This is a genomic window from Pelagibius sp. Alg239-R121 (genome assembly GCF_947331435.1).
In the GTDB taxonomy this organism is placed as follows: domain Bacteria; phylum Pseudomonadota; class Alphaproteobacteria; order Kiloniellales; family Kiloniellaceae; genus Denitrobaculum.
Genome location: NZ_CAMZOF010000007.1, coordinates 402,186 through 421,691 on the forward strand (window position 1 = coordinate 402,186; position 19,506 = coordinate 421,691).

Sequence of the window (19,506 nt, forward strand, 5' to 3'; positions counted from 1 at the left end):
GATTTCAATGATGGTGGCGTGTAATCAGCGGCTTCGCGGAAACCGTGATGGCTTCCGTCTCCGGGCAGTCGCCTAGCTTGCTGATTTTTGCGGCGAAGAGTTTCGCGCCCGGCACAGCGCTGATGCCGTGTAAAAGGGCACTGATCCAGACTGCGTTGACCGCGAGGAACAGAACAGGCTTGGCAAAGTCGTGATCGATCTTCTGCACCACCAAAAGGGCGAAGAGGGCGGTGGCCAGGCCGCGCGGACCGAACCAGCCGAAAAAGATGCGGGTGGTCGGCGAGGCGTCGCTGCCCAGCAGCGACAGCCAGATAGCCAGGGGTCGCACGATGAAAAGTGAAATCAGGATAAGTGCGAACACCGGCCAGGTCAGGTGAGCTATGGCCTCCGGCACCAATGCCAGACCGAGGAGAAAGAATGCGGCCCAGGTGACGATTTGACCGTCGCTCTCAGTGAACTCGTAGACGAATTTGCAGCGCCCTTTGAGCACATTCCCAAAACTGAGCCCGGCGACGAAGGCGGCGATAAAGCCATTACCGCCGATGACATCTGCGCCAAGGTAGGCCATGCCGGCGAGCGCGACTGCGGCAATGCCTTCGTATATTTCCGAAGTCCACTGGCGCGTCTGAGCCGCGATCAGCAACTTGCCGCCGAGGTAACCAACAAACACACCCGCCAGCGGTCCGAGCAGCAGCTGCATGGCACCGAACAGAATCCAGTTCGTGTCGTCCTGCCCCATTTCTTGCGCCGTGAGGCTGGCAAACAACAACACGACCGGTAGTGCGAGACCGTCGTTGAGGCCGCTCTCCACGGTTAGCGCCCGACGCACTCGTTCCGGTACGATGGGGTTGGTGACTACTGCCTGTCCCAGTGCAGCATCGGTCGGCGCAAGGATGGCGGCCATCAATGCCACTGCGAAGATCGGCCAGCCGTCCAGTAGGGGGAGGGCAGCGAGCGTGCCGAGCAGAATGGACAGCGGCAGCCCGATGATCAGCATCCGCAATGGCCAGGTGTGGCGGGCCCGCAAGGCGGAGAGGTCTGTCTGGGCTGCATCCAGAAACAGCAACAGGATTAGAGCGACCTCAGCGACCAGGTGCAGGCTTGTTTCAGCGTCGGCCTGTGGCAGAAAACCGGTTTCGGCGAACAGGATTCCCAGCGCAATAAAGACCATCGGCGCGGTCAGAACCGTCGACGACAAGCGTCGCGCAATCATGCAAAAACCAACGGTAAAAACGGTCAAAATCAGTAAGGCCATGAGAATCCGTTCAGACAAAAACGCGGCCGCGCGATCTTGGTTAGAAACACCGGCCGTTCATTTGTCAGATGCATTGAGCCGGAATTAGGTTACAGTCTTTCGGGATATTATTTTGGCGGGTTCCGGGGGCACTCCGATTTGACACAATTTTGCCGTCCGCTTAGCGAGCGACCTGTGCCGTGAATGCCTGCCTGCCCGAACCTCAGCCGCCGCGCGAAGAAACCCCCGTCAGCGAGAGTGGCGAGGTTGAATTGCTGCGCGCTGGTAATGCGGCCGTCACCGCAGACTTTGTACGAACGAACGTTACCTGGATGCTGGCGGTCGCGCGGCGCATCTTGCGTGACGAGGGGCACGCTGAGGACGCGGTCCAGAACGCCTTCGTCAAGATATTCGGCAACCTCGACAGCTTCGAAGGACGCTCAGGACTTAAGACCTGGATGCATCGCATTTTGGTCAATGAGGCCTTGACGGTTTTTCGCCGTAACCGGACACAAAAAGATGAATCCATCGACGAGTGGCTTCCGGTCTTCGATGACAACGGCTGCCGGATTGAGGCGCCTTGGGCTAATTTCGAAACTCCGGAACAACTGCTGCAACGGACCCAAACCAAGGCGCATGTCGCAGCGCAGATCGACAAACTGCCGGATGCCTACCGCGTCGTACTGGTATTGCGGGATATCGAGGAAATGACCACGGGCGAAGTCGCAAATGCTTTGGAACTGAGCGAGGCAAATGTGAAAGTCAGGCTTCATCGGGCCCGCGCGGCGCTGAAGAAACTTTTGGAACCGTTGATCAGAGGGCAAGAACTATGACTGCTCCCAGAAAAACCATCAAACGGCGGATCCACGGCACCATGTTTAAGCTGCCGTTGATGATCACTTGTAACGAGTTCGAGGACTTTGTCCTGGCCTATCTGGAAGAGGAACTCCCGGCCCATCAATGCACGATCTTTAAGATGCACCTGAAGGTCTGCCGTGAGTGCCGTGAGTACCTGCGAGCCTACGAAGCTTCGATGACGCTGACCAAAGCCAGTTTGAAGACGGAGGAAACGGATCTGCCCGAGAGTGTTCCGCAGGATCTGGTTGCGGCGGTCCTGGCGGCGCGTAACGCTTGAAGGAAGGATCTCTGATCAAATTGTTTTTACACACACGTTCTTGCGGAACTTCGTGCTGATCGTTACGAATAGAATTGGTTGCTGTCGTTTTTGGGACTGGGAAAGCAATTTTTTCTATTTTAGTTTCCCGACGCGCACTTAAGTAATCATTGTCACCGGTTCCCGGTACAGCGCCTACCAACACTGATTCACGATTCAAAAATCTAACGAGGAAGACTTCGCCATGCGTATCAACGATGAAGCTCCCAATTTTACCGCCGACACGACTGCCGGTGAGATCACCTTTCACGACTGGCTGGGTGACAGCTGGGGCGTGTTGTTCTCGCATCCCAAGGATTTTACACCGGTTTGTACGACTGAGCTCGGCTACATGGCCGGTCTGGCCGGTGAATTCCAAGCCCGGAACTGCAAGATTATCGGCATATCGGTTGATCCGGTCGACAATCATCACAAATGGAAACAGGACATCAAGGACGTCACCGGGAACGCGGTGGACTACCCGCTTATCGGCGATCCGGAACTTAAAGTCGCGAAACTCTATGGCATGCTGCCGGCCGAAGCGGGAGATAGCTCCGATGGCCGCACGCCGGCGGACAATGCCACGGTGCGTTCGGTCTTCGTTGTCGGTCCGGACAAGAAGATCAAGCTGTCACTAACCTATCCCATGACCACCGGCCGGAACTTTGACGAGATCCTGCGGGTAATCGATTCCATGCAGCTGACCGCCGCCCACAAGGTTGCGACGCCGGCGCAGTGGAAGCAGGGCGACAAGGTGATCATCACGCCGGCTGTTTCCGACGACGAAGCCAAAGAAACCTTCGGCAGCTACGAGCAACCCAAGCCTTACCTGCGCTTCACCAAGCAGCCAGGCACCTGATCACGAGCGATATCCGAGCTTCGGTTCAGGTAGAAACAAACGGCCTCCTCCATGCGGGGGGGCCGTTTTTACCTGTATCCTCGTCTTTTGCGCTTTGACCTTACGGCACTTGCTTGTCTTGCAAATACCGGCGAACAGCCAGGTACATTCCCCCGATCGCGAAAAAGCCTCCCAGAATGGTGAAGCTCCAACCGACTTCGCTGGACGTTTCCATGGTGTCGTAACTCTTCAGTTCGCCGGTTTCGGGTGCGTAGCGCCCGGGCACCACATCTCCAACCTGATGGAGGGCTGGGAATGTTGAAACCTTCGAGCGGTAGCGAATGGTCTGTCCATCGCTTGTAACCGTCTCAAAAACCGGTGTGAACCGCTGGCCACCGTCCTCATCGATCTCCGAGAAAACGAAGACGACCATCAAAGATACTTCCTGCGAATGCTGCGCGAAGTCACTTTGTTCAGAACGCAGTTGGTTGCCCGCGTAGTACAAGGCCGTACCGACCACCATCGCGATGTAAGGCACGATCCAGGCGATGTGTGTCGGGTCAAATTGAGATCGAGAGAGTATCGTCATGGCTGGTAAGTCTAAGCGACGAGCAACTCTACTGCCAGAGTATCGTCGTCGGCGCGTAGGGTTGCGCTAAGGGATCATGTAACCTGCACCCCCAGATGCGCTTCGCCCTCCACCTCCGTGGTCCATTTCCCGGTCCGCACCCATTGCTGGGAGGCATCTGTCATCGGCTGGTAATCCCAAACCGGTGGACGGCCGATGGTGTGAGCGCGCGCGACAAGACGGCGACGGTTTTGATCTGCAAGGATTTGTGCCTTGATTTCCTCGGCATTCCAGAGCTCCGATGCCACTTTCCTGAAGGCCGCCACGTCCGGTTTGTGGGTCTCTTCGCTGGCCAGGTTATTTCGCTCGTCAGGATCCTGATTCAGATCGAACAGAAGGGGGGGATCGGTTTCGCTGTGGAAGTATTTGTAGGTGTCGTCGCGCAGCATGAAGGTGGGGTCGAACACACCTTCGGCCAGAAATTCCCCGGCCACCATCCGGCTAGGTAAGGACTCGCCCTTCAGTGCGCCGGCCAGAGACTGACCATCGGTCTCCAGAATGTCTCCGACGGATCCACCGCCGAGCTCCTGCAGCGTCGCTAGCATATCGAGCAGAGAAACCGGCGGCTTGACCCGTCCCGGACCGAAGTGTTTCGGCCCCCGGAAAATCAGTGGCACGCGCAGAGCCCACTCGAAGAAGGTCTTTTTGTAGTACAGCCCGCGCTCGCCCATCATGTCGCCGTGGTCGGAGGTAAAGATCACGATGGTGTCATCTTGCAGGCCGGCCTGCTCCAGCGTCGCCATAAGGTTTGCGACCTTCGCGTCGATATAGCTGATCGAGGCATAGTAGCCGTGCCGCATGCGCCGGAGCATGGCCTCGGTGACCTCGATTTCCCCGACCGAGTAGTGCTCGAAGATGCGCGCGCTGTGGGCGTCGCGCTCATTGTGCGAGATCGGCCCGACTGTGGGCAGGTCGATCTCCTCGTCTTTGTAAAGGTCCCAGAATCGCGGCTCGGCGACGTAGGGGTCGTGCGGCGAGGTGAAGGAGACGGTGAGCATAAAAGGTTGGTCGTCTTTCTTGCGCGCCTGATCGAACAGCCAGCGTTTTGCCTGATACTCCACCTCATCATCGTAGTCGATTTGAAGGGAGCGGGCACAGGGTCCCGTTTCCACCACGTTCTGCATGTCCTGAAAGCGCACTCTGGCCTCCGGTTCCGACCAGTTGGGCGTCCAACTGAAGTCCGAGGGGTAGATGTCCGTGGTCAGACGCTCCTCGAAGCCGTGCAGCTGATCCGGACCGGCAAAGTGCATCTTGCCGCTCAGGCAGGTCAGATATCCGGACAAGCGCAGATAGTGGGCGAAGGTCGGAATTGTGGCTGCGAATTCAGGCGCGTTGTCGTAGGCGCCGACCTTGTGCGGCAGCAGACCCGACATCATTGAGAGGCGGGAGGGACCGCAAAGCGGTGAGTTGCAATAGGCCGTCTCAAAGACCACGCCCTCTTCCGCCAGCCTGCTGAGGGCAGGGGCCTGCACCACCGGATGACCGTACATTGGCAGGGCCTTTGCGCTCATTTGATCGGCCATGATGAACAGGATGTTGGGCTGGGTCATGATTAGCTTCCCCTCTATGATGCGCAAAATCCTATAATAAGATTGTCGACAATACTACTAAATTGAGATATTAAAGATGTAACAGAAAAGACTCGAGACATCGGAGTGACGTCTTAGGGGATGTCAGTTTGGGCGTCAGATCAGACGCCGGTACGAGTTGTCGGAGCAGTACCGCGGCTTCGGGAGGAGAGGCGGGAAGTGGCGCCGATCAGTGGCTGGCTTCCAGCAAATACCGCTCCGAGGGGGACCCAATGGTCGAGTGGAATTTTTTAGCGGTCTTGAGCGATATCGACCTGCTGCTGCTTGGTCTGGGCAACACGCTCGTTGTTACGGCGCTTGCGTTGGCTTTCGGTATTCCGCTCGGCCTGTTTCTCGCGTTGTCGCGTCTTTCCACCATACGGCCGCTGTCCGTCGGATCAGCTTTCATCATCGAGTTCTTCCGGACCACGCCACCGCTGGTTCAGCTCTTTTGGTTTTTCTTTGCGCTGCCCATTCTGATCGACGTGCGCATGACACCCTTCATCGCGGCAATCGTGACTTTCTCGATCCAATCCTCCGCGTTCTTTGCCGAGGTTTTTCGCGGCGGCATTCTCTCGATCGACAAGGGGCAGTGGGAGGGGGCCAAGGCGATCGGCATGACTTACGGTCAGTCCCTGCGTCGGATCGTGCTGCCACAGGCGGTCAAGCGCATGATACCGGCCTTTATGGAACGCTCGATCGAACTGTTGAAGACGACCACGCTCGTCTCCACCGTTGCCTACGCCGATCTCATGTTCCAGGCCAACGATCTGGCGCAAAAGACATTCCGCCCGCTGGAGGTCTACACGGTCGTTGCGGTGATCTACTTCTTGCTGATCTTCACCTTCAGTCAGATCTCCATCGCCGTCGAACACCGCCTGGCGCGGTCCGGTGAAAGCACGGTGCGCTGACATGCAGCACACTTGGGACTTCGCCACTATCTTTCAGAACTGGGAGGTCCTCTGGGTCGGCCTGAAGGGCACGGTCGTGATGTTCCTGGTGACTGTCGTCCTGGGGCTGAGCGGCGGACTTGTCGTGGGTATGGGGCGCTATGCGCAAAACAGCGCTTTGCGCTGGCCGGCAACCGCATTCGTCGAGATTTTCCGCAACACGCCGGTCCTGGTTCAGATCATCTGGTTCTACTACGCCTTTCCGATCCTCACCGGGATCGAGGTCAATCCCTTCCTGGCCGCGGTTTTAGGTATCTCCCTTAACACCATGGCCTTCTCGGCCGAGATCTACCGTGCCGGAATCCAGTCAATCGAGCCGGGCCAGTGGGAAGCCGGCAAGGCCATCGGTATGACCTATGGGCAGACGCTGCGGCGAATTATCATGCCCGTGGCGATCAAGCGGATCCTGCCGGCGCTGACCAACAGGGGTATCGAGGTCTTCAAGATGTCCACCCTGGCTTCCGTGGTGGCCTACGTGGAGACCCTCAACCAGGCCAAGCTGATTGCAGATTTGAATTTCAATCCTATCGAATCCTACACCGCGGTCGCCTTGATTTTCTTTGTCGTCCTCTATCCGGTGGTCCAGGCGACCTATGCCTTGGAACGGACCTTACGAAAAAGCGATTGATGAACAGCCATGACTGAGATTGTCAGAATCGAAAACCTGCACAAAAGCTTTGGCCCGCTTGAGGTTCTCAAGGGCATCGACCTGACGGTGGATTCCGGCGAGACGGTCGTGCTTCTGGGCTCCAGCGGCTCGGGTAAAAGTACGCTGCTGCGCTGCGTCAACTTCATGGAGACACCGAGTGAAGGGCAGGTGTCATTGCACGGTGAATTGGTTGGAAGCGAAAACAACGGCGGAATGCAGTACCGCGAACGCGAGCTCTGCAAGCTGCGTACCCGGATCGGAATGGTGTTCCAGCACTTCAATCTGTTCCCGCACATGACGGTGCTTGGTAATGTGATGGAAGGGCAGGTCACCGTCCTGGGGCGCAGCAAGCCTGAGGCGGAAGATAAAGCCCGCCAGCAGCTCGAAAGAGTCGGGCTGGCGGACAAAGCGGAAGAGTATCCCGCTCGGCTGTCGGGCGGTCAGAAGCAGCGCGTGGCCATTGCCCGCGCCCTCGCCATGGATCCGGACGTCATGCTGTTCGACGAAGTCACCTCGGCTCTGGACCCGGAGCTGGTCGGCGAAGTGCTGAAGACCATGCGCCAATTGGCGGAGGAGGGAATGACTATGCTCGTGGTCACCCATGAGCTTGGCTTCGCCTATCACGTGGCAAACAGGGTTCTGTTCCTGCACGAAGGCACGATCCTGGAGCAGGGCGAGCCGCAAAAAGTTTTAAAGGATCCGGAAACCACCAGGATGCGCGAATTCCTGGAGGGGCATTCGCTGTTTAAATTGCCGGATTGAGGAAAACCGAATCAATAAAGGGGAGAGGAGAATAACAATGACAAAACTTGGAACCTGGCTGTTGCGTTCGATTGCAGTCATAGCAGCCGTTTTCACACTGGGATTGAGCCATAACGCGGAAGCCCAATCGACCTGGGAAGCCATTCAGGCGAGCGGAAAGTTACGCATGGGCGTTACCCAGGCGCCACCCTGGTACTCGAAAAATCCCACGACCGGAGAATGGGACAGCGGACTGATCGTTTCAGTCGGCAAATCGATGGCCGAGGATATGGGCGTCGAGTTGGAGACGGTCGAGGTAACCTGGGCCACAGCCATTGCTGCTCTCCAGGCCAACAAGATCGACATGATGTTCCTGGACGCCACTCCAAAGCGCGCCCTTGTGGTCGACTATCCCTTCCAGCCGTTGCTGTATATTTCACTGGCGGTTCTGGCCCGGGACGATCTTCCTGCGGAGCGCTGGGAAGATCTGAACAAGGCTGATGTGAAAGTTGCGGTTCCGCAGGCAACCAGCATGGACGCCTTTCTGACCCGTAACATTCCCAACGCGGATATCCAGCGCTTCCCGGATAACGGTGCGGCCCTGGCGGCTTTCCAGTCCGGCCGTGTCGATGCTGTATCCCTTTTCCATCCACCACTGCTGGCGGCTCGGAAGAAGTTCGGCGCCGGCAAGCTGGTGATCCCGACGCCGGCCTTCAGTTCGCCGTCGTCCATGGCTGTGCGGCGGGAAGCCGACAAGACCTTCCGCGACTGGATCAGCCACACGATCTACTATTACTACGAGACCGGCCGGACCCAGCGTTGGTACGAGGAGTTCCTGACCGAATTCGGACTGGATCCCAAGGCGTCTCCGGTTATCCAGCGTGAGCTTCTGTTCGCCCGTTGACCTGCCGAACCTGGCGGTGCTTCAACGCACCGCCAGGATTTGGGATTCAGTAACGGCAGCAGATAGCAGAAGGACGTAATGGCCGATGGCCGATAACCAACAGAAGTCTTCGACACACGAGGCGCTCGAGGATGAGCGCAATGCTGATATCCGTATCTATGTTGACGGCGAAATTCTACGTCGGGACGATGCCAAGGTTTCGGTCTATGACAGCGGCTTCATGCTTGGCGACGGTATCTGGGAAGGCCTGCGTCTGCAGGACGGTGTCGTCTATTTTCTCGAGGATCACCTGGACAGGCTCTACGAGGCTGCCCTCTACATCGATCTCGAGATTGGCAAGACTCGGGAGCAACTGACTCAGGCAATTCAGGACACACTGGATGCCAATAACATGCAGACCGACGTCCACATCCGCCTCATGGTCACACGGGGGCGGAAGCGCAAGCCGTTCCAGCATCCCCACCTCAGTGTTTTCGGCTCAACCATCGTCATCATTGCAGAACACTCCAGGCCCAGTGAAGATGTCATTCATAAGGGAATCAGGCTTCATACGGTCCCGCACCATCGCGGACTGCCGCTGACCCAGGACGCAAAACTCAATTCGCATTCCAAGCTGAATTGCATCATCGCGCTCAACCACGCGCTGCGGGCAGGGGCTGACGAAGCCTTGATGCTCGATCCCTTCGGATTCGTGAACACGACCAATGCCTGCAACTTTTTCATTGTGCGGAAAGGAGAGGTATGGACCTCAACGGGCGACTACTGCATGAATGGCATTACACGGCAAAAGGTCATCGATCTCTGCCGTGATAACGGCATTCCGGTTTATGAACGAAACTATTCCCTTGTTGACAGCTACGGCGCGGACGAAGTCTTTCTCACCGGAACCTTCGGTGCCCAGACGCCGGTCTTCGAAATCGACGGCAGAATCATCGGCGGGCGCAAAGCCGGGCCAGTCTTCCTGCGCCTGCGCGAACTCTACAAATCCTTGATCAGGCAGGCAGTACAACAGGGTAAATGACGGTGATGAATGCCAAACTCCAGCCGGTGGAAGATGGAACCCTTCGGGCACAGATCACCCGGCAGCTGCACGCCATGATCACCGGCGGCCACTTTGCGCCCGGCGAACGCCTGACCGAAACTGCCCTTGCCAACCAGCTCCATGTCAGCCGCGCGCCGTTACGCGAAGCCATTCGCGAGCTGGTCGACCGGGGCGTTCTCATCAGCCAGCCCTATAAGGGCCTCTTCGTCCGGTCGGTCAGTGTCACGGACCTGCGGGAGCTCTACTCCATGCGTACCGAGCTGGAGCAGTTTGCCTTCCGCCTGGCCTGGGACAAACGCACGCCCGAGGCCTGTGCCGATCTGCAAAGACGCTACGACGCGCTGATTGCCGTTCACGCTCAAAACGATCAGGCCATGGCCATCGAACTGGAAACCAACTTCCACTCCTGGATCTACGATGTCTCCGGGCATTCTTTGCTGCAATCCCATTGGCAGCGTCTGGTTCCCCTGGTCCAAATCTATCTCTCCTTGCATCACCGTATGCACGGCGCCCAGGGAGAATTCGGCCACATGACCACCGAGTACCTCAAGATCGCGACCGGCGACGACTTGGCGGCCATGCAGGTGCACATCGGCGAACACATGAAGCAGGGTCTCGATATGGTGATTGCGGCCGTGCCGGAGGCTTGAGGGTGGATAGCCGCTCGATTTGAAAACACGTTCTTCATTAGATTTACTCTCCGCGATTATCACGAAAACTGGGATGCCAAGTGTGGTCATCGCAATGTAAAAACAGAACGCGATCCCTTAGAGAAAAGGCATCGTCGCGAGAAGGGTGTGCTCTGGACAAGACGCCATAGTCCTGCCGGAAATCAAGCACAGGAGTATAAAGCAACCAGGGATTCGAAAGAGGTATTCGACGGCATTCTTAGTAAGAATCAGCGGGCGCGGCGCATCAAGCCTAAGGTCGCGTTTGGGATCAAAATGCGTGGCCGATCCAGACCAGGAATATCTGTAAACTCGTATTCACTTTCCCATCTAACGAGTTGCCATTGGCCAGAATCAATACGACAATTGATCTGTTAACTTACATTTCGAATTTTTCATTACATGGCGTTCAGGAAGATGCGTTAAGGGCGATAAAAATGAAGGCACTATTGGATCAACCGATAGCCGCCTGAGTCGGTAACCAACATCTGCAGATTGGTTGGGTCCGGTTCGAGTTTTTGCCGAAGGCGATAAATATGGGTTTCGACGACGTGAGGGTTGACGTTTACCTGTTCGCCCCAGACTTCGCCGATAATCCATTCAGCCGGGACCGGCTTCCCGCCCATGCGATAAAGACTGTTGAGGATCGACGATTCTCTTTCGGTGAGACGGATCTTTTGGTCCGTCTCCCTGTGAGCCAGGATTCTGGCATTGGGGCAAAAAACGTAAGGGCCGATCGGGAAAACCGCGTTATAGAGCTGAGCGAAATGACGATGTTGAGCGCGAATTCTCGCCAACAGTACGCCCATATGAATTGGCTTTATGATGTAATCGCTGGCGCCACTGTCCAGACCGAGAATGACATCGGCATCATCGTCACGGGCACTCAACAGGACTATCGGAATCTTCACGCCGCGGCGCCGCATGAGGCTACAGAGATCTTCACCGTCAATGTCTGGCAAGTCTGCGTCGATCAGGACCGTCGCCACGCACATGTCCTTAACGAGTTCGAGTGCTTGTTTGCCGCTATCCGTTTGGATCGCAACGAGGCCTTCGTAAAGCTCCAAATGAGTGGCCACAGATCTGCGTAAGTCCAAGTCATCGACAGCGACGAGGACCTTCCCCGAGATTTTGGGTCGCATCAGTTTTCTCCGAGTTTCTTATTTTTAGTAAAATTTGCCGTGCTTGCCACTCGAGATCGAGAGTGAGAAAGCTAAATACGTCTGATCAAGATTGCGGCCATTATCACGCCAAAAAATCACGAATGTATCACGGCATAACATTGATTCGATCGCGTCGGAGGCCGTTGAATTTCCGCGCTTTTTTTTGTTCGAAGGGAAGGTGCAAGGTTTTGTTACGGCATTGAGCCGTAACATTTAGAAATCATTGGGGATTGCTTCGCTGAGCATTCACCGAAACGCGCAGACTGATAAGCCGTCACAAAGGTGACGGAGAGGCGGTTTGCTCGACTGGTGCTGGAAGGGCGATGGGTAAACGGAAGGACAACGTCGTGCCCTTCTTGATCTTGCTCGTTACGTCGATCTGCCCGTCATGCAACTCGATGATGCGTTTGGCGATCGCCAGACCAAGGCCGGTACCACTGGTTTCGGTCCGCCCGTGTTCAATGCGGTAAAAGCGATCAAAGATATTGGCATGCTCGCACTCAGGCATACCGACGCCAGTGTCGACAACCTTCGTCACGACCTTCTCGTCGCGCCGACTGACGGACACGCTGACTGAGCCACCCGTTGGTGTAAACTTGATTGCATTGTCGATTATGTTGGTAAGAGCGCGCTCGACCAGACCGATATCAGCCGTAACGAAATGGCCCGGGGCTGCGACCAGGGCGTCGAGGGTTATCTCGCCAGCCTTCGCCTCGAACTGAAAACGCATGCAGACGTCCTGTACCAATTCATCCATCGAGAAGGTTTCCGGCGTGAGCGGTGCCTCGGCCGTATTCAGTCGGGCCAGCTCGAACAGATCCGCGATCATCTGTTCGAGTTGACGACTAAGCGCCAACGATGAATCGAGATAGGTTTGACGTTCGCCTTGATCGAGTTGCTCCCATTTCATTTTCAATGTTTCAAGGTAGCCATTCAGCCCAGCAAGTGGCGTCTTCAGATCATGGGAGATATGCATAATCAGCTCGCGACGTGATAGGTCGATTGCCTCCAAGTCGGACAGTTGTTCCTGGATCCGCCGGGCCATGCCATGGAAAGCCGCGGTTAGAGCGTCTACTTCGTCACCGCTCGCCAACGTCGCCGGCTCCGGCGCGAGTCGGAATTCATTGTCCGCAAACGCGATCATCGAATCTGAGAGGCGGCGAAGACGGCGTACAAGCAGGTGCGAGACGAGGGCGCCGAATACGATTGCCAGTCCCAGTCCTACGACCATGATCAACAGACTGAGACGGAGGATCTGATTGCCCACGAACATGTCGGTTGCCGATTGATAGGCGTGACCACCCAACACCACGTAAAGATAGCCTGAAAGCTGACCATCGATCTCAATTGGTGCTGTAGAGAAGGCTTTTGGCGATGAGGGATCGCGCGGATCATCGCCGACGATGGGAAGATCGGTCTTGCCTGCTATGAGCGTCTCGATCGGTTCAATCGCGATTTTATCCAGTTTGATTTGCTCGGGTGGCGCCGAATAGCGAAGGATGGTCCCTTCGCGGTCGAGCAGGTAGATTTCGGCAGTTGGATTGATACTCATAAGCCGATCGACAATCGGTTTAAACTCGCCGCCCAAGAGATCGGTACCTGACGAGAACCATTTATCCTGAACAATATGTGCAGCCAACTCGCGATTGAGGCTTTGATCCACCTGCATCAAGTGCAGCCGCGTGGTCTTGATCGTAAGCACGACTTGGAAAACGCCAAGCAACGCAATCAAAAACACGAGCAATGCGATCAGCTTGACGGTAAAACCTCGAAGCGGATGAATCATGAGTTCTCTGATAGGCCAAGCTTGTAGCCAATACCCCAAACAGTCACGATAACATCTGGGTTGCGCGGATCAGACTCGATCTTGGCACGCAGCCGGTTAATATGGGAGTTCACGGTGTGCTCGTAGCCATCGTGATTGTAACCCCAGACTGCGTCCAAAAGCTGCGAGCGGGTGAACACACGGTTCGGATTGCTTGCAAAATGTAGCAAGAGATCGAACTCTTTCGCAGTCAACTCAATCCGTTCTCGATCCAATTCGATCGTGCGTTCATCTGTATTGATCACGATCGAACCGATGCGCAAGGTTGGCGTGCTGCCTGAATGCTTAGTGAGGTAGACTTCCTGTCGGCGCAGAATCGCTTTAACTCTTGCTAAGAGCTCGCGCATGCTGAACGGCTTTGTTAGGTAATCATCGGCGCCGACCTCTAGGCCCAGAACGCGATCGAGCTCCGATGATTTGGACGTCAGCATGAGAATCGGGGTCGTGATGTTCTCGCGCCTGACGCGCTGGCATAGATCGATACCGTTGATTTGCGGTAACAGCAGATCGAGAATGATCAGTTCATACTGCCCGGTCAGAGCCTTCTGCAGGCCGACGGCGCCGTCGCGAGCCGAGTCGACGTTACAGTCCAAATCGACGAGATGAAGCGGTAACAGATGCGCAAGATCGGCATTATCCTCGATCAGTAGAATGTTGCGCGGCATACTTGGTCCATGTGTGTCGATCGACGAAAGCTGGTGATTTTCCAAGTTATCAGCAACCTTCCCAAAGAATGATCACGAGAGTATCACGCCTAAATCACCTTGTGCCTCCATATCTGGTTCACCGCTGTTGTTAAACAAATCCGTGATTGTCCGCGGGTAATCAAAACGCTGCGTTCTGACATGAGGCGACATATAACAAGGTCAGAGTTTTAATCTGACGGCCGTGCGCCGCTGCTCCCGGGCACTGTCGCAACATTGGCTTAAATTCATATTGACAACATATTGTCGTATTGACTACATGTTGTCGTAAGGATAAACCGACGATGACGACCCACACCGCAGCAGGAGCTGTTTTAACGGAACTTATACTGGAAACTTTCCGCCTGAACGGGCGCCTTCTGGCGGCCGGTGATCACCTGACCAAGGATCTCGGACTAACGAGCGCGAGATGGCAAGTCGTTGGTGCAATTGAAGAGGCACCGCTGCCAGTAGCGCAGATAGCCCGGAATATGGGATTGACCAGGCAGGCCGTCCAACGGGTGGCCAATGTCCTGGCCGATGAGGGACTGGTCAGATTTGAAGAGAACCCGAACCACCGCCGTGCGCAGCTCGTGCGACTGACTTCCGAAGGGAAGGGCGCTCTCGAACAGGTCAATCAGCGCCAGATCGAATGGTCAAACCGTCACGCCAAAGGACTGCCCGTGGAAGAGATCGAAGAGGCACTAACGGTCTTACGAACCTTCCACCAGCGCCTCGAAGCGGACGACCCGTAGCAGCTTGAAAGACTGACGACAGGAAAACAATGATGCCGATGAAAAGCTCAGACACTCAATACGGCACTGTCGCCGTATCCATTCATTGGCTCAGCGCCTTCCTGATCCTCGTGCTCATTGCTTCGGGATTTCGTGCAGGCGGGATGGAAGATACCGCCGCGAAAGCGGCAATTTTACAAGTGCATGTTCCGCTGGGCATAACGATCCTGCTGTTGACCCTTGCGCGTGTCATTTGGTGGTTGTTCGCGGATAGGAAACCCGCGTCGATACCGATGCCGACATGGCAGGTTCAATTTTCACGCGCTGTGCACTTCCTGTTCTACGTCGTGATTTTAGGTATGACGGCGAGTGGCATCGGCATGATGGTGCTCTCCGGGGCCGGCGCCATCATCTTCGGGGCTTCGGCTGAAACCTTGCCGGACTTTTGGGATTACCTGCCGCGTGTTCCGCACGGGATCGGTGCCCGGGCGATGATCGCACTATTTGTCGTCCACGCTGGTGCGGCGCTTTATCACCAGATTTTAAAGCGGGATGGGCTGCTGCGACGCATGTGGTTCGCCGCAGGTTGATGTTATTGCGAACGTGCGGCCAGCGTCTCGAAGCCGGGTAACATTTTAGGAGCCGAAGAGAAATGCGCAAATTCGTCAAAGCCCTTCATTTGATTGGGCTCGCGATGTTCCTTGGCAGTGTCTTTGGACACATCGCGATATCGTTGAACGCAGGCGCGGATCAAGACCCGGAGACCCTACTTTTTGCGCGCCAGGCGATCGAGGTGGCAATCATCTATGTGACGCTCCCAGGCCTGATCCTCCTGCTTGTGACGGGCGTGGTTCTGACGGTCTCCGGAAGGTTTGGAGTTTTCAAGATTCGCTGGCTTACCCTCCATCAGGTTCTGGGGGTGCTTATCATCCTCAATGCGGCCTTCATACTCTACCCAGCAGGTGGCGAGCTTGCTATCGCGGCGGGGCAAGTCGTTCAAGGGGCGCTTTCCTGGGAACAGTTTCACGCCGTCGCAGCCCTTGAGCGCACATTTGGTCCGATCAACGTGGCCCTCACTTTGATGACGGTATTCGTCGCCGTGCTGAAACCGGGTTTCGGATCAGCCAGGGCGAAAGCTTAGAGAGATCCCAATGGACACCTACACGCTTCTTAAATTCGGACATATCATCGGTTTCATTCTGCTGGGCGGAGGGCTGCTGGCTGTCTTCGTTTCTGAGTATCAGGCTTACCGAACCAACGATATGAAGGCATTTGCCGAAGCTGCGCGCTATACGGCGATCTTTTACGACTCCATTGCCGTGCCCGGCGCCCTGCTGGTAGGCGTAACGGGCTTCTTCCTCATTTTAGAGCTTGGGCTGGGTTTTTTCGAGGAGCCGTGGGTTGTCGGTATGTGGGCTTTGTTTCTGTTCGAGTTTATCGAAGGCAATACAATAACACGCCTCCAGTTCCGCAGGACCTTGCGTCATTCACGCGATGCGCTTGAAAACGGCGCGGCGCTCACTGACGATATCCGAGATGACGCCCGAAGCCTGCTCAATCAGATCGTCCACTTTCTCGATGTTCCCTTGTTCACGGTGATCGTTTACTGCGGCACTGTAAGACCCGACAGCTGGGCTCATGTCCTCACTGCCTTTGTGATCGGCGTGTCTGTTGCGGGGGGGCTAACAATCCTTGTGCCGCGTCTGGCGCGCCGAAATGCATCGTGATCTCAATAGCTGCGCCAGACCGATGGAGTTTGGTAGGCGTACAAAGCACTGAGCCAGCGGTTGGCGCAGTCGAAGAAATATTTTCTCGTTGCTGTAAAGGTTACAACCGAAAAGCTGACGCATCTTTATGGCAGCCCGACGGGGTTCGTTGTAAACATTCCGACTGTTTGATTTTACAGGAAATGCAGCATGGACCGATACACGGGCAGTTGCCTCTGCGGAAAAGTACGAATTGTGGCGTCAGGATCCCCATACCGGGTCGGGCTTTGTCACTGTCTCGACTGCCGCAAGCATCAAGGAGCCCTTTTTCACGCTTCCGCGATATTCCCTGAGGACGCAGTGACGATCGACGGCGAAACTCGCGACTACGCCGGGCGGTTTTTCTGTCCCCATTGCGGCTCGTCCATTTTCGCACGCTCGGCAGACGAAATCGAAGTGAACCTAGGGTCGCTGGATGCTCCTGACCAACTGATGCCAACCTACGAGAGCTGGATCATCCGTCGTGAGTCCTGGCTACCGCCGTTTCCGCTCAAGAGTCGATACGAGCGCGATCGTGAAGCCACGGGTCGCTCAGAGGAGTAGGGTGCCACCATCCACAGAGGTTTCCCATCTCCTTGAGGCAATGGAGGCCCAGGACGGTCTGAGGGGGAGGATGGTGATGGTGGGACTGTCCACATTCGAGCTTTGTCTAGCCTTGGGCACTTGCGGTTAATGCGGGTTTGGTTATTGTTCTGGTGTTCGGCTGAACATAAGGCTGTTATTTTCAAGGAAGCGCTTTGCGTCGATTACTTACTATTCTTTCTATTTTCGGATTGTGTAATGGGTCAGCGGCGCAAACTCCGATAACGCCCGATAATATAGAACAGTTTTTTAAATATGTTCAGTTGGGTGATAGCTCGAATGTTGAGCGAATGCTGAAGGCAGATCCCGGCTTTGCAACTGCAAAGGACAGATTCGAATTTCAAGCCATACATGTTTTGGATTACAATAATTTCGACCAAATTCTAACGCTTCTTCTGCAATATGGCGCAAACATCAATGCCCAAAACGATGATGGTAGTGCACTTCTTCATATCTTGATCGATTCAGAGTTTTTGCAGCCTGTTCTCGACGCCGGAGCAAATCTTGAACTGAAAGATGAGGTGGGGTTTACACCGTTACTAGCGCATCTTATCAGAGCTGACGGTGAACAGATGGTCCGCGCACTTTTATCGGCGGGCGCAAACCCAAATGCGAAGGACAACAGGAACCAATCTGCGCTGTCTCATGCCCGCGAAACTGGAGACGAAGTTTTAGTGAATCTCCTGATCGACGCTGGGGCATCGGCACAGGAGAATTGACTCCTGCTAAGCTTGAAAACGCGCCTCTTAACTCAAGCAACAAGAGGGTTAAATTGAAGCGCCAGTATCTGTATTAAAGTGCCAGTATCTGAGCGGCCGGCAATACGGTCGCGAACTCGCCTTCCAGATTACTCAGGGTCATTGAATGCACCTGTTCAGCTTCATGCCTTACGCCGTCCGGCCCGGTCGCGCCGTAGGCCCAAACCGCATCTGACGCATAGTAGGTATCAAAGCCAAGGTTCCCTGCAGAGCGAGTGGTGGACTCTACGCAGTGATTTGCCGTCGCGCCACAGAGGACCAGGCGCTCTATTCCCGCTTCGCGCAGATCGGACTCCAGCGAAGTACCGACAAATCCGCTGCTGACGTGTTTGACGACTACCGCTTCGCCCTCGGCCGGTTCGGCAAAAGGTTGCACGGCCGATCCTGGTGCGTCCGCGTTAAAGGGATCGTTCGGATCAAGGGCGTGGTGGTGAATATGAACCACCTTATCGCCACGCTGTCGAAAGGCCGCCAGCAGCACCGCCACGTTCTCTTCCGCTTCCCGGCAGGAGCGTGCTGTCCCTTCTGCGTCGTCATGCACGAAGGCCATCTGTACGTCGATGACCAGTAATGCGGTTTTCATCCTTTTATCTCCATTCAACTGCCAAGTAAGTTCTAGTGTGATCTTTTTTCGGCCAGAATCTTTTCGACTCTTGGGCCGTAAATTCGGACGTTGATCTCATCGCTGGCAACGCATCCAGGTTTTTCGTCATAGGTCAGGATCGCGGTCACGCGTGGCTGGTTGCCGCCAACTTCGGTGACGCCGTGCAGAGAATACCCGCCGCGGAATAGGGTCAAGGTGCCGGCCCCACGTGGAAAGCTCTGTGCTTGTGTCATGTCACCCGACAGAAAGCGATCGACCACTTCGCGGTTTTCCTCGCTCTTTGTGCGGGAGTTCGCAATGAACGTGAATTCGCCGCCCTGTTCCGCCGCCTGCAGCAGAAGAGTGACTGTGCATTCGTTGACGTCGTAGTGCCAGGCATGCCAGCTACCCGGTTGCAGTGCGACGATGTTTAAGGCCTGGAAGTCATCGGCGTAGCGGAAAAGAGTCGCCTTACCCTGCACGCGACGAATGAAATCGGTGAGCAGTTCGGACCGGTAGAGCTGTTGGATCAGGCTGCCGGCCGGAATCTGGTCATTCGCCAGTTGAAGCGCACGATGGATGTATTCGCGGCGTCTTGGATCGTCTTCAGGTAGGGAAGGGTCGATGTCGCCTTGATAGATCGTGCGCTTGATCGTCAGTGCTTCAGCAGTTGGTAGCAGATTGTTTGCTTCCGCCGTCAGCGACTCGAGAGCATCGGGCCGGATAAAGCTGTCGAAATTGCACCAGCCTTGCTCGCGCATGTGCTTTTGGCACTCAAGCAAAAATTCTGCACCTTTCCCGCGCTCCATGTCGTCGAGCGGATAGCGCTCCAGGTCGATCAGTTTCAGAAGCATGTCTCGATCACCAGTTAAAGACGCCGCCATCAGAATGCCTCCAACAATCCACCGTTCTAGAAGTCTCTTGCCTGCACGCCGCGCCGCTTTACGCCACCGCCTCGATTGACAAGTTCCAGCTGACTGTGTCATTTCATGTTGCAAAAGAAAAATGAGATAAAATGGCTTCATGAACCAATTAAA

At 55.6% G+C, this 19,506-nt stretch carries 23 protein-coding genes; 15 read left to right on the top strand and 8 right to left on the bottom strand.

All coding sequences use genetic code 11. From position 1 onward, the window contains the following. Positions 1-4 precede the first annotated feature (4 nt). Positions 5-1,255, bottom strand: coding sequence for a sodium:proton antiporter (locus QMZ18_RS23675; protein ID WP_282608837.1), 1,251 nt, complete (start codon positions 1,253-1,255; stop codon positions 5-7). Between the two features lie 179 nt (positions 1,256-1,434). Between QMZ18_RS23675 and QMZ18_RS23680 the strand changes: the two genes are divergently transcribed. From QMZ18_RS23680 to QMZ18_RS23690, 3 genes are all read left to right on the top strand, one after another. After that, a complete protein-coding gene (locus tag QMZ18_RS23680; RefSeq protein ID WP_282608838.1) occupies positions 1,435-2,067 on the top strand; it encodes a sigma-70 family RNA polymerase sigma factor in 633 nt (210 codons plus the stop codon). Then, positions 2,064-2,369 carry an anti-sigma factor gene (locus tag QMZ18_RS23685; protein WP_282608839.1) on the top strand — a complete coding sequence of 102 codons (306 nt, stop codon included), beginning with the start codon at positions 2,064-2,066 and terminating at the stop codon, positions 2,367-2,369. The genes QMZ18_RS23680 and QMZ18_RS23685 overlap by 4 nt, the downstream gene beginning before the upstream one ends. A 223-nt stretch (positions 2,370-2,592) precedes the next feature. Continuing rightward, positions 2,593-3,246, top strand: coding sequence for a peroxiredoxin (locus QMZ18_RS23690; RefSeq protein WP_282608840.1), 654 nt, complete (start codon positions 2,593-2,595; stop codon positions 3,244-3,246). A 100-nt stretch (positions 3,247-3,346) separates the two neighbouring features. Here the strand turns inward: QMZ18_RS23690 and QMZ18_RS23695 are convergent, their stop codons facing one another. Both QMZ18_RS23695 and betC read right to left on the bottom strand, forming a co-directional pair. Further along, positions 3,347-3,814, bottom strand: coding sequence for a DUF3592 domain-containing protein (locus QMZ18_RS23695; RefSeq protein ID WP_282608841.1), 468 nt, complete (start codon positions 3,812-3,814; stop codon positions 3,347-3,349). Between the two features lie 74 nt (positions 3,815-3,888). Then, the gene (betC, locus tag QMZ18_RS23700) at positions 3,889-5,403 is read right to left on the bottom strand and encodes a choline-sulfatase (RefSeq protein ID WP_282608842.1); all 1,515 of its coding nucleotides are present in this window, start codon (positions 5,401-5,403) and stop codon (positions 3,889-3,891) included. Positions 5,404-5,654: 251 nt separating this feature from the next. On the opposite strand from betC, the gene QMZ18_RS23705 reads away from it, so the two are divergent. From QMZ18_RS23705 to QMZ18_RS23730, 6 genes are all read left to right on the top strand, one after another. Next, a complete protein-coding gene (locus tag QMZ18_RS23705) occupies positions 5,655-6,332 on the top strand; it encodes an amino acid ABC transporter permease (protein WP_282608843.1) in 678 nt (225 codons plus the stop codon). Position 6,333: 1 nt separating this feature from the next. Beyond that, positions 6,334-6,999 (top strand): amino acid ABC transporter permease, encoded by a 666-nt coding sequence (locus QMZ18_RS23710; RefSeq protein WP_282608844.1) that lies wholly within the window; start codon positions 6,334-6,336, stop codon positions 6,997-6,999. Positions 7,000-7,008: 9 nt separating this feature from the next. Further along, the gene (locus tag QMZ18_RS23715) at positions 7,009-7,782 is read left to right on the top strand and encodes an amino acid ABC transporter ATP-binding protein (protein WP_282608845.1); all 774 of its coding nucleotides are present in this window, start codon (positions 7,009-7,011) and stop codon (positions 7,780-7,782) included. A 37-nt stretch (positions 7,783-7,819) separates the two neighbouring features. Continuing rightward, positions 7,820-8,665 (top strand): transporter substrate-binding domain-containing protein, encoded by an 846-nt coding sequence (locus tag QMZ18_RS23720; RefSeq protein ID WP_282608846.1) that lies wholly within the window; start codon positions 7,820-7,822, stop codon positions 8,663-8,665. Positions 8,666-8,750: 85 nt separating this feature from the next. Continuing rightward, positions 8,751-9,686: an aminotransferase class IV gene (locus tag QMZ18_RS23725; protein WP_282608847.1), complete on the top strand. Its 936-nt coding sequence runs from the start codon at positions 8,751-8,753 to the stop codon at positions 9,684-9,686. A 5-nt stretch (positions 9,687-9,691) separates the two neighbouring features. Continuing rightward, positions 9,692-10,357, top strand: coding sequence for a GntR family transcriptional regulator (locus tag QMZ18_RS23730; RefSeq protein ID WP_282608848.1), 666 nt, complete (start codon positions 9,692-9,694; stop codon positions 10,355-10,357). A 464-nt stretch (positions 10,358-10,821) separates the two neighbouring features. Here QMZ18_RS23730 and QMZ18_RS23735 read toward each other — a convergent pair whose 3' ends face one another. The 3 genes from QMZ18_RS23735 to QMZ18_RS23745 form a co-directional block, all read right to left on the bottom strand. Next, positions 10,822-11,517, bottom strand: a complete 696-nt coding sequence (locus QMZ18_RS23735) for a response regulator transcription factor (RefSeq protein WP_282608849.1) — start codon at positions 11,515-11,517, stop codon at positions 10,822-10,824. A gap of 295 nt (positions 11,518-11,812) precedes the next feature. Then, on the bottom strand, positions 11,813-13,324 hold the full coding sequence (locus QMZ18_RS23740) for a cell wall metabolism sensor histidine kinase WalK (protein WP_282608850.1): 1,512 nt from the start codon (positions 13,322-13,324) through the stop codon (positions 11,813-11,815). Beyond that, positions 13,321-14,028, bottom strand: a complete 708-nt coding sequence (locus QMZ18_RS23745; RefSeq protein WP_282608851.1) for a response regulator transcription factor — start codon at positions 14,026-14,028, stop codon at positions 13,321-13,323. Before QMZ18_RS23745 ends, QMZ18_RS23740 begins: the two co-directional genes overlap by 4 nt. Positions 14,029-14,351: 323 nt before the next feature. Here QMZ18_RS23745 and QMZ18_RS23750 point away from each other — a divergent pair, with 323 nt between their 5' ends. From QMZ18_RS23750 to QMZ18_RS23775, 6 genes are all read left to right on the top strand, one after another. Next, positions 14,352-14,801, top strand: a complete 450-nt coding sequence (locus QMZ18_RS23750) for a MarR family winged helix-turn-helix transcriptional regulator (protein WP_282608852.1) — start codon at positions 14,352-14,354, stop codon at positions 14,799-14,801. A 29-nt stretch (positions 14,802-14,830) separates the two neighbouring features. Next, a complete protein-coding gene (locus QMZ18_RS23755) occupies positions 14,831-15,370 on the top strand; it encodes a cytochrome b/b6 domain-containing protein (RefSeq protein WP_322097266.1) in 540 nt (179 codons plus the stop codon). 62 nt (positions 15,371-15,432) lie between these two features. Then, a complete protein-coding gene (locus QMZ18_RS23760; protein ID WP_282608853.1) occupies positions 15,433-15,921 on the top strand; it encodes a DUF2269 family protein in 489 nt (162 codons plus the stop codon). A gap of 10 nt (positions 15,922-15,931) precedes the next feature. Next, the gene (locus tag QMZ18_RS23765; protein WP_282608854.1) at positions 15,932-16,507 is read left to right on the top strand and encodes a DUF2269 family protein; all 576 of its coding nucleotides are present in this window, start codon (positions 15,932-15,934) and stop codon (positions 16,505-16,507) included. A gap of 189 nt (positions 16,508-16,696) precedes the next feature. After that, a complete protein-coding gene (locus QMZ18_RS23770; RefSeq protein ID WP_282608855.1) occupies positions 16,697-17,089 on the top strand; it encodes a GFA family protein in 393 nt (130 codons plus the stop codon). Positions 17,090-17,283: 194 nt separating this feature from the next. After that, positions 17,284-17,847: an ankyrin repeat domain-containing protein gene (locus QMZ18_RS23775; protein WP_282608856.1), complete on the top strand. Its 564-nt coding sequence runs from the start codon at positions 17,284-17,286 to the stop codon at positions 17,845-17,847. 73 nt (positions 17,848-17,920) lie between these two features. Here the strand turns inward: QMZ18_RS23775 and QMZ18_RS23780 are convergent, their stop codons facing one another. Further along, on the bottom strand, positions 17,921-18,469 hold the full coding sequence (locus QMZ18_RS23780; RefSeq protein ID WP_282608857.1) for a cysteine hydrolase family protein: 549 nt from the start codon (positions 18,467-18,469) through the stop codon (positions 17,921-17,923). A gap of 32 nt (positions 18,470-18,501) precedes the next feature. Further along, positions 18,502-19,353, bottom strand: coding sequence for a hypothetical protein (locus QMZ18_RS23785; protein ID WP_282608858.1), 852 nt, complete (start codon positions 19,351-19,353; stop codon positions 18,502-18,504). Positions 19,354-19,506: the final 153 nt, after the last annotated feature.

Excerpts from the sequence above, each read along its gene's own strand:
- betC (WP_282608842.1), bottom strand. The coding sequence starts at position 5,403 with ATGACCCAGCCCAACATCCTGTTCATCATGGCCGATCAAATGAGCGCA.
- QMZ18_RS23750 (WP_282608852.1), top strand. The coding sequence starts at position 14,352 with ATGACGACCCACACCGCAGCAGGAGCTGTTTTAACGGAACTTATACTG.
- QMZ18_RS23705 (WP_282608843.1), top strand. The coding sequence starts at position 5,655 with ATGGTCGAGTGGAATTTTTTAGCGGTCTTGAGCGATATCGACCTGCTG.
- QMZ18_RS23755 (WP_322097266.1), top strand. The coding sequence starts at position 14,831 with ATGATGCCGATGAAAAGCTCAGACACTCAATACGGCACTGTCGCCGTA.
- QMZ18_RS23710 (WP_282608844.1), top strand. The coding sequence starts at position 6,334 with ATGCAGCACACTTGGGACTTCGCCACTATCTTTCAGAACTGGGAGGTC.
- QMZ18_RS23690 (WP_282608840.1), top strand. The coding sequence starts at position 2,593 with ATGCGTATCAACGATGAAGCTCCCAATTTTACCGCCGACACGACTGCC.
- QMZ18_RS23720 (WP_282608846.1), top strand. The coding sequence starts at position 7,820 with ATGACAAAACTTGGAACCTGGCTGTTGCGTTCGATTGCAGTCATAGCA.
- QMZ18_RS23770 (WP_282608855.1), top strand. The coding sequence starts at position 16,697 with ATGGACCGATACACGGGCAGTTGCCTCTGCGGAAAAGTACGAATTGTG.
- QMZ18_RS23745 (WP_282608851.1), bottom strand. The coding sequence starts at position 14,028 with ATGCCGCGCAACATTCTACTGATCGAGGATAATGCCGATCTTGCGCAT.
- QMZ18_RS23730 (WP_282608848.1), top strand. The coding sequence starts at position 9,692 with ATGAATGCCAAACTCCAGCCGGTGGAAGATGGAACCCTTCGGGCACAG.
- QMZ18_RS23715 (WP_282608845.1), top strand. The coding sequence starts at position 7,009 with ATGACTGAGATTGTCAGAATCGAAAACCTGCACAAAAGCTTTGGCCCG.
- QMZ18_RS23785 (WP_282608858.1), bottom strand. The coding sequence starts at position 19,353 with ATGGCGGCGTCTTTAACTGGTGATCGAGACATGCTTCTGAAACTGATC.
- QMZ18_RS23675 (WP_282608837.1), bottom strand. The coding sequence starts at position 1,255 with ATGGCCTTACTGATTTTGACCGTTTTTACCGTTGGTTTTTGCATGATT.
- QMZ18_RS23765 (WP_282608854.1), top strand. The coding sequence starts at position 15,932 with ATGGACACCTACACGCTTCTTAAATTCGGACATATCATCGGTTTCATT.
- QMZ18_RS23695 (WP_282608841.1), bottom strand. The coding sequence starts at position 3,814 with ATGACGATACTCTCTCGATCTCAATTTGACCCGACACACATCGCCTGG.
- QMZ18_RS23780 (WP_282608857.1), bottom strand. The coding sequence starts at position 18,469 with ATGAAAACCGCATTACTGGTCATCGACGTACAGATGGCCTTCGTGCAT.
- QMZ18_RS23685 (WP_282608839.1), top strand. The coding sequence starts at position 2,064 with ATGACTGCTCCCAGAAAAACCATCAAACGGCGGATCCACGGCACCATG.
- QMZ18_RS23760 (WP_282608853.1), top strand. The coding sequence starts at position 15,433 with ATGCGCAAATTCGTCAAAGCCCTTCATTTGATTGGGCTCGCGATGTTC.
- QMZ18_RS23740 (WP_282608850.1), bottom strand. The coding sequence starts at position 13,324 with ATGATTCATCCGCTTCGAGGTTTTACCGTCAAGCTGATCGCATTGCTC.
- QMZ18_RS23725 (WP_282608847.1), top strand. The coding sequence starts at position 8,751 with ATGGCCGATAACCAACAGAAGTCTTCGACACACGAGGCGCTCGAGGAT.
- QMZ18_RS23735 (WP_282608849.1), bottom strand. The coding sequence starts at position 11,517 with ATGCGACCCAAAATCTCGGGGAAGGTCCTCGTCGCTGTCGATGACTTG.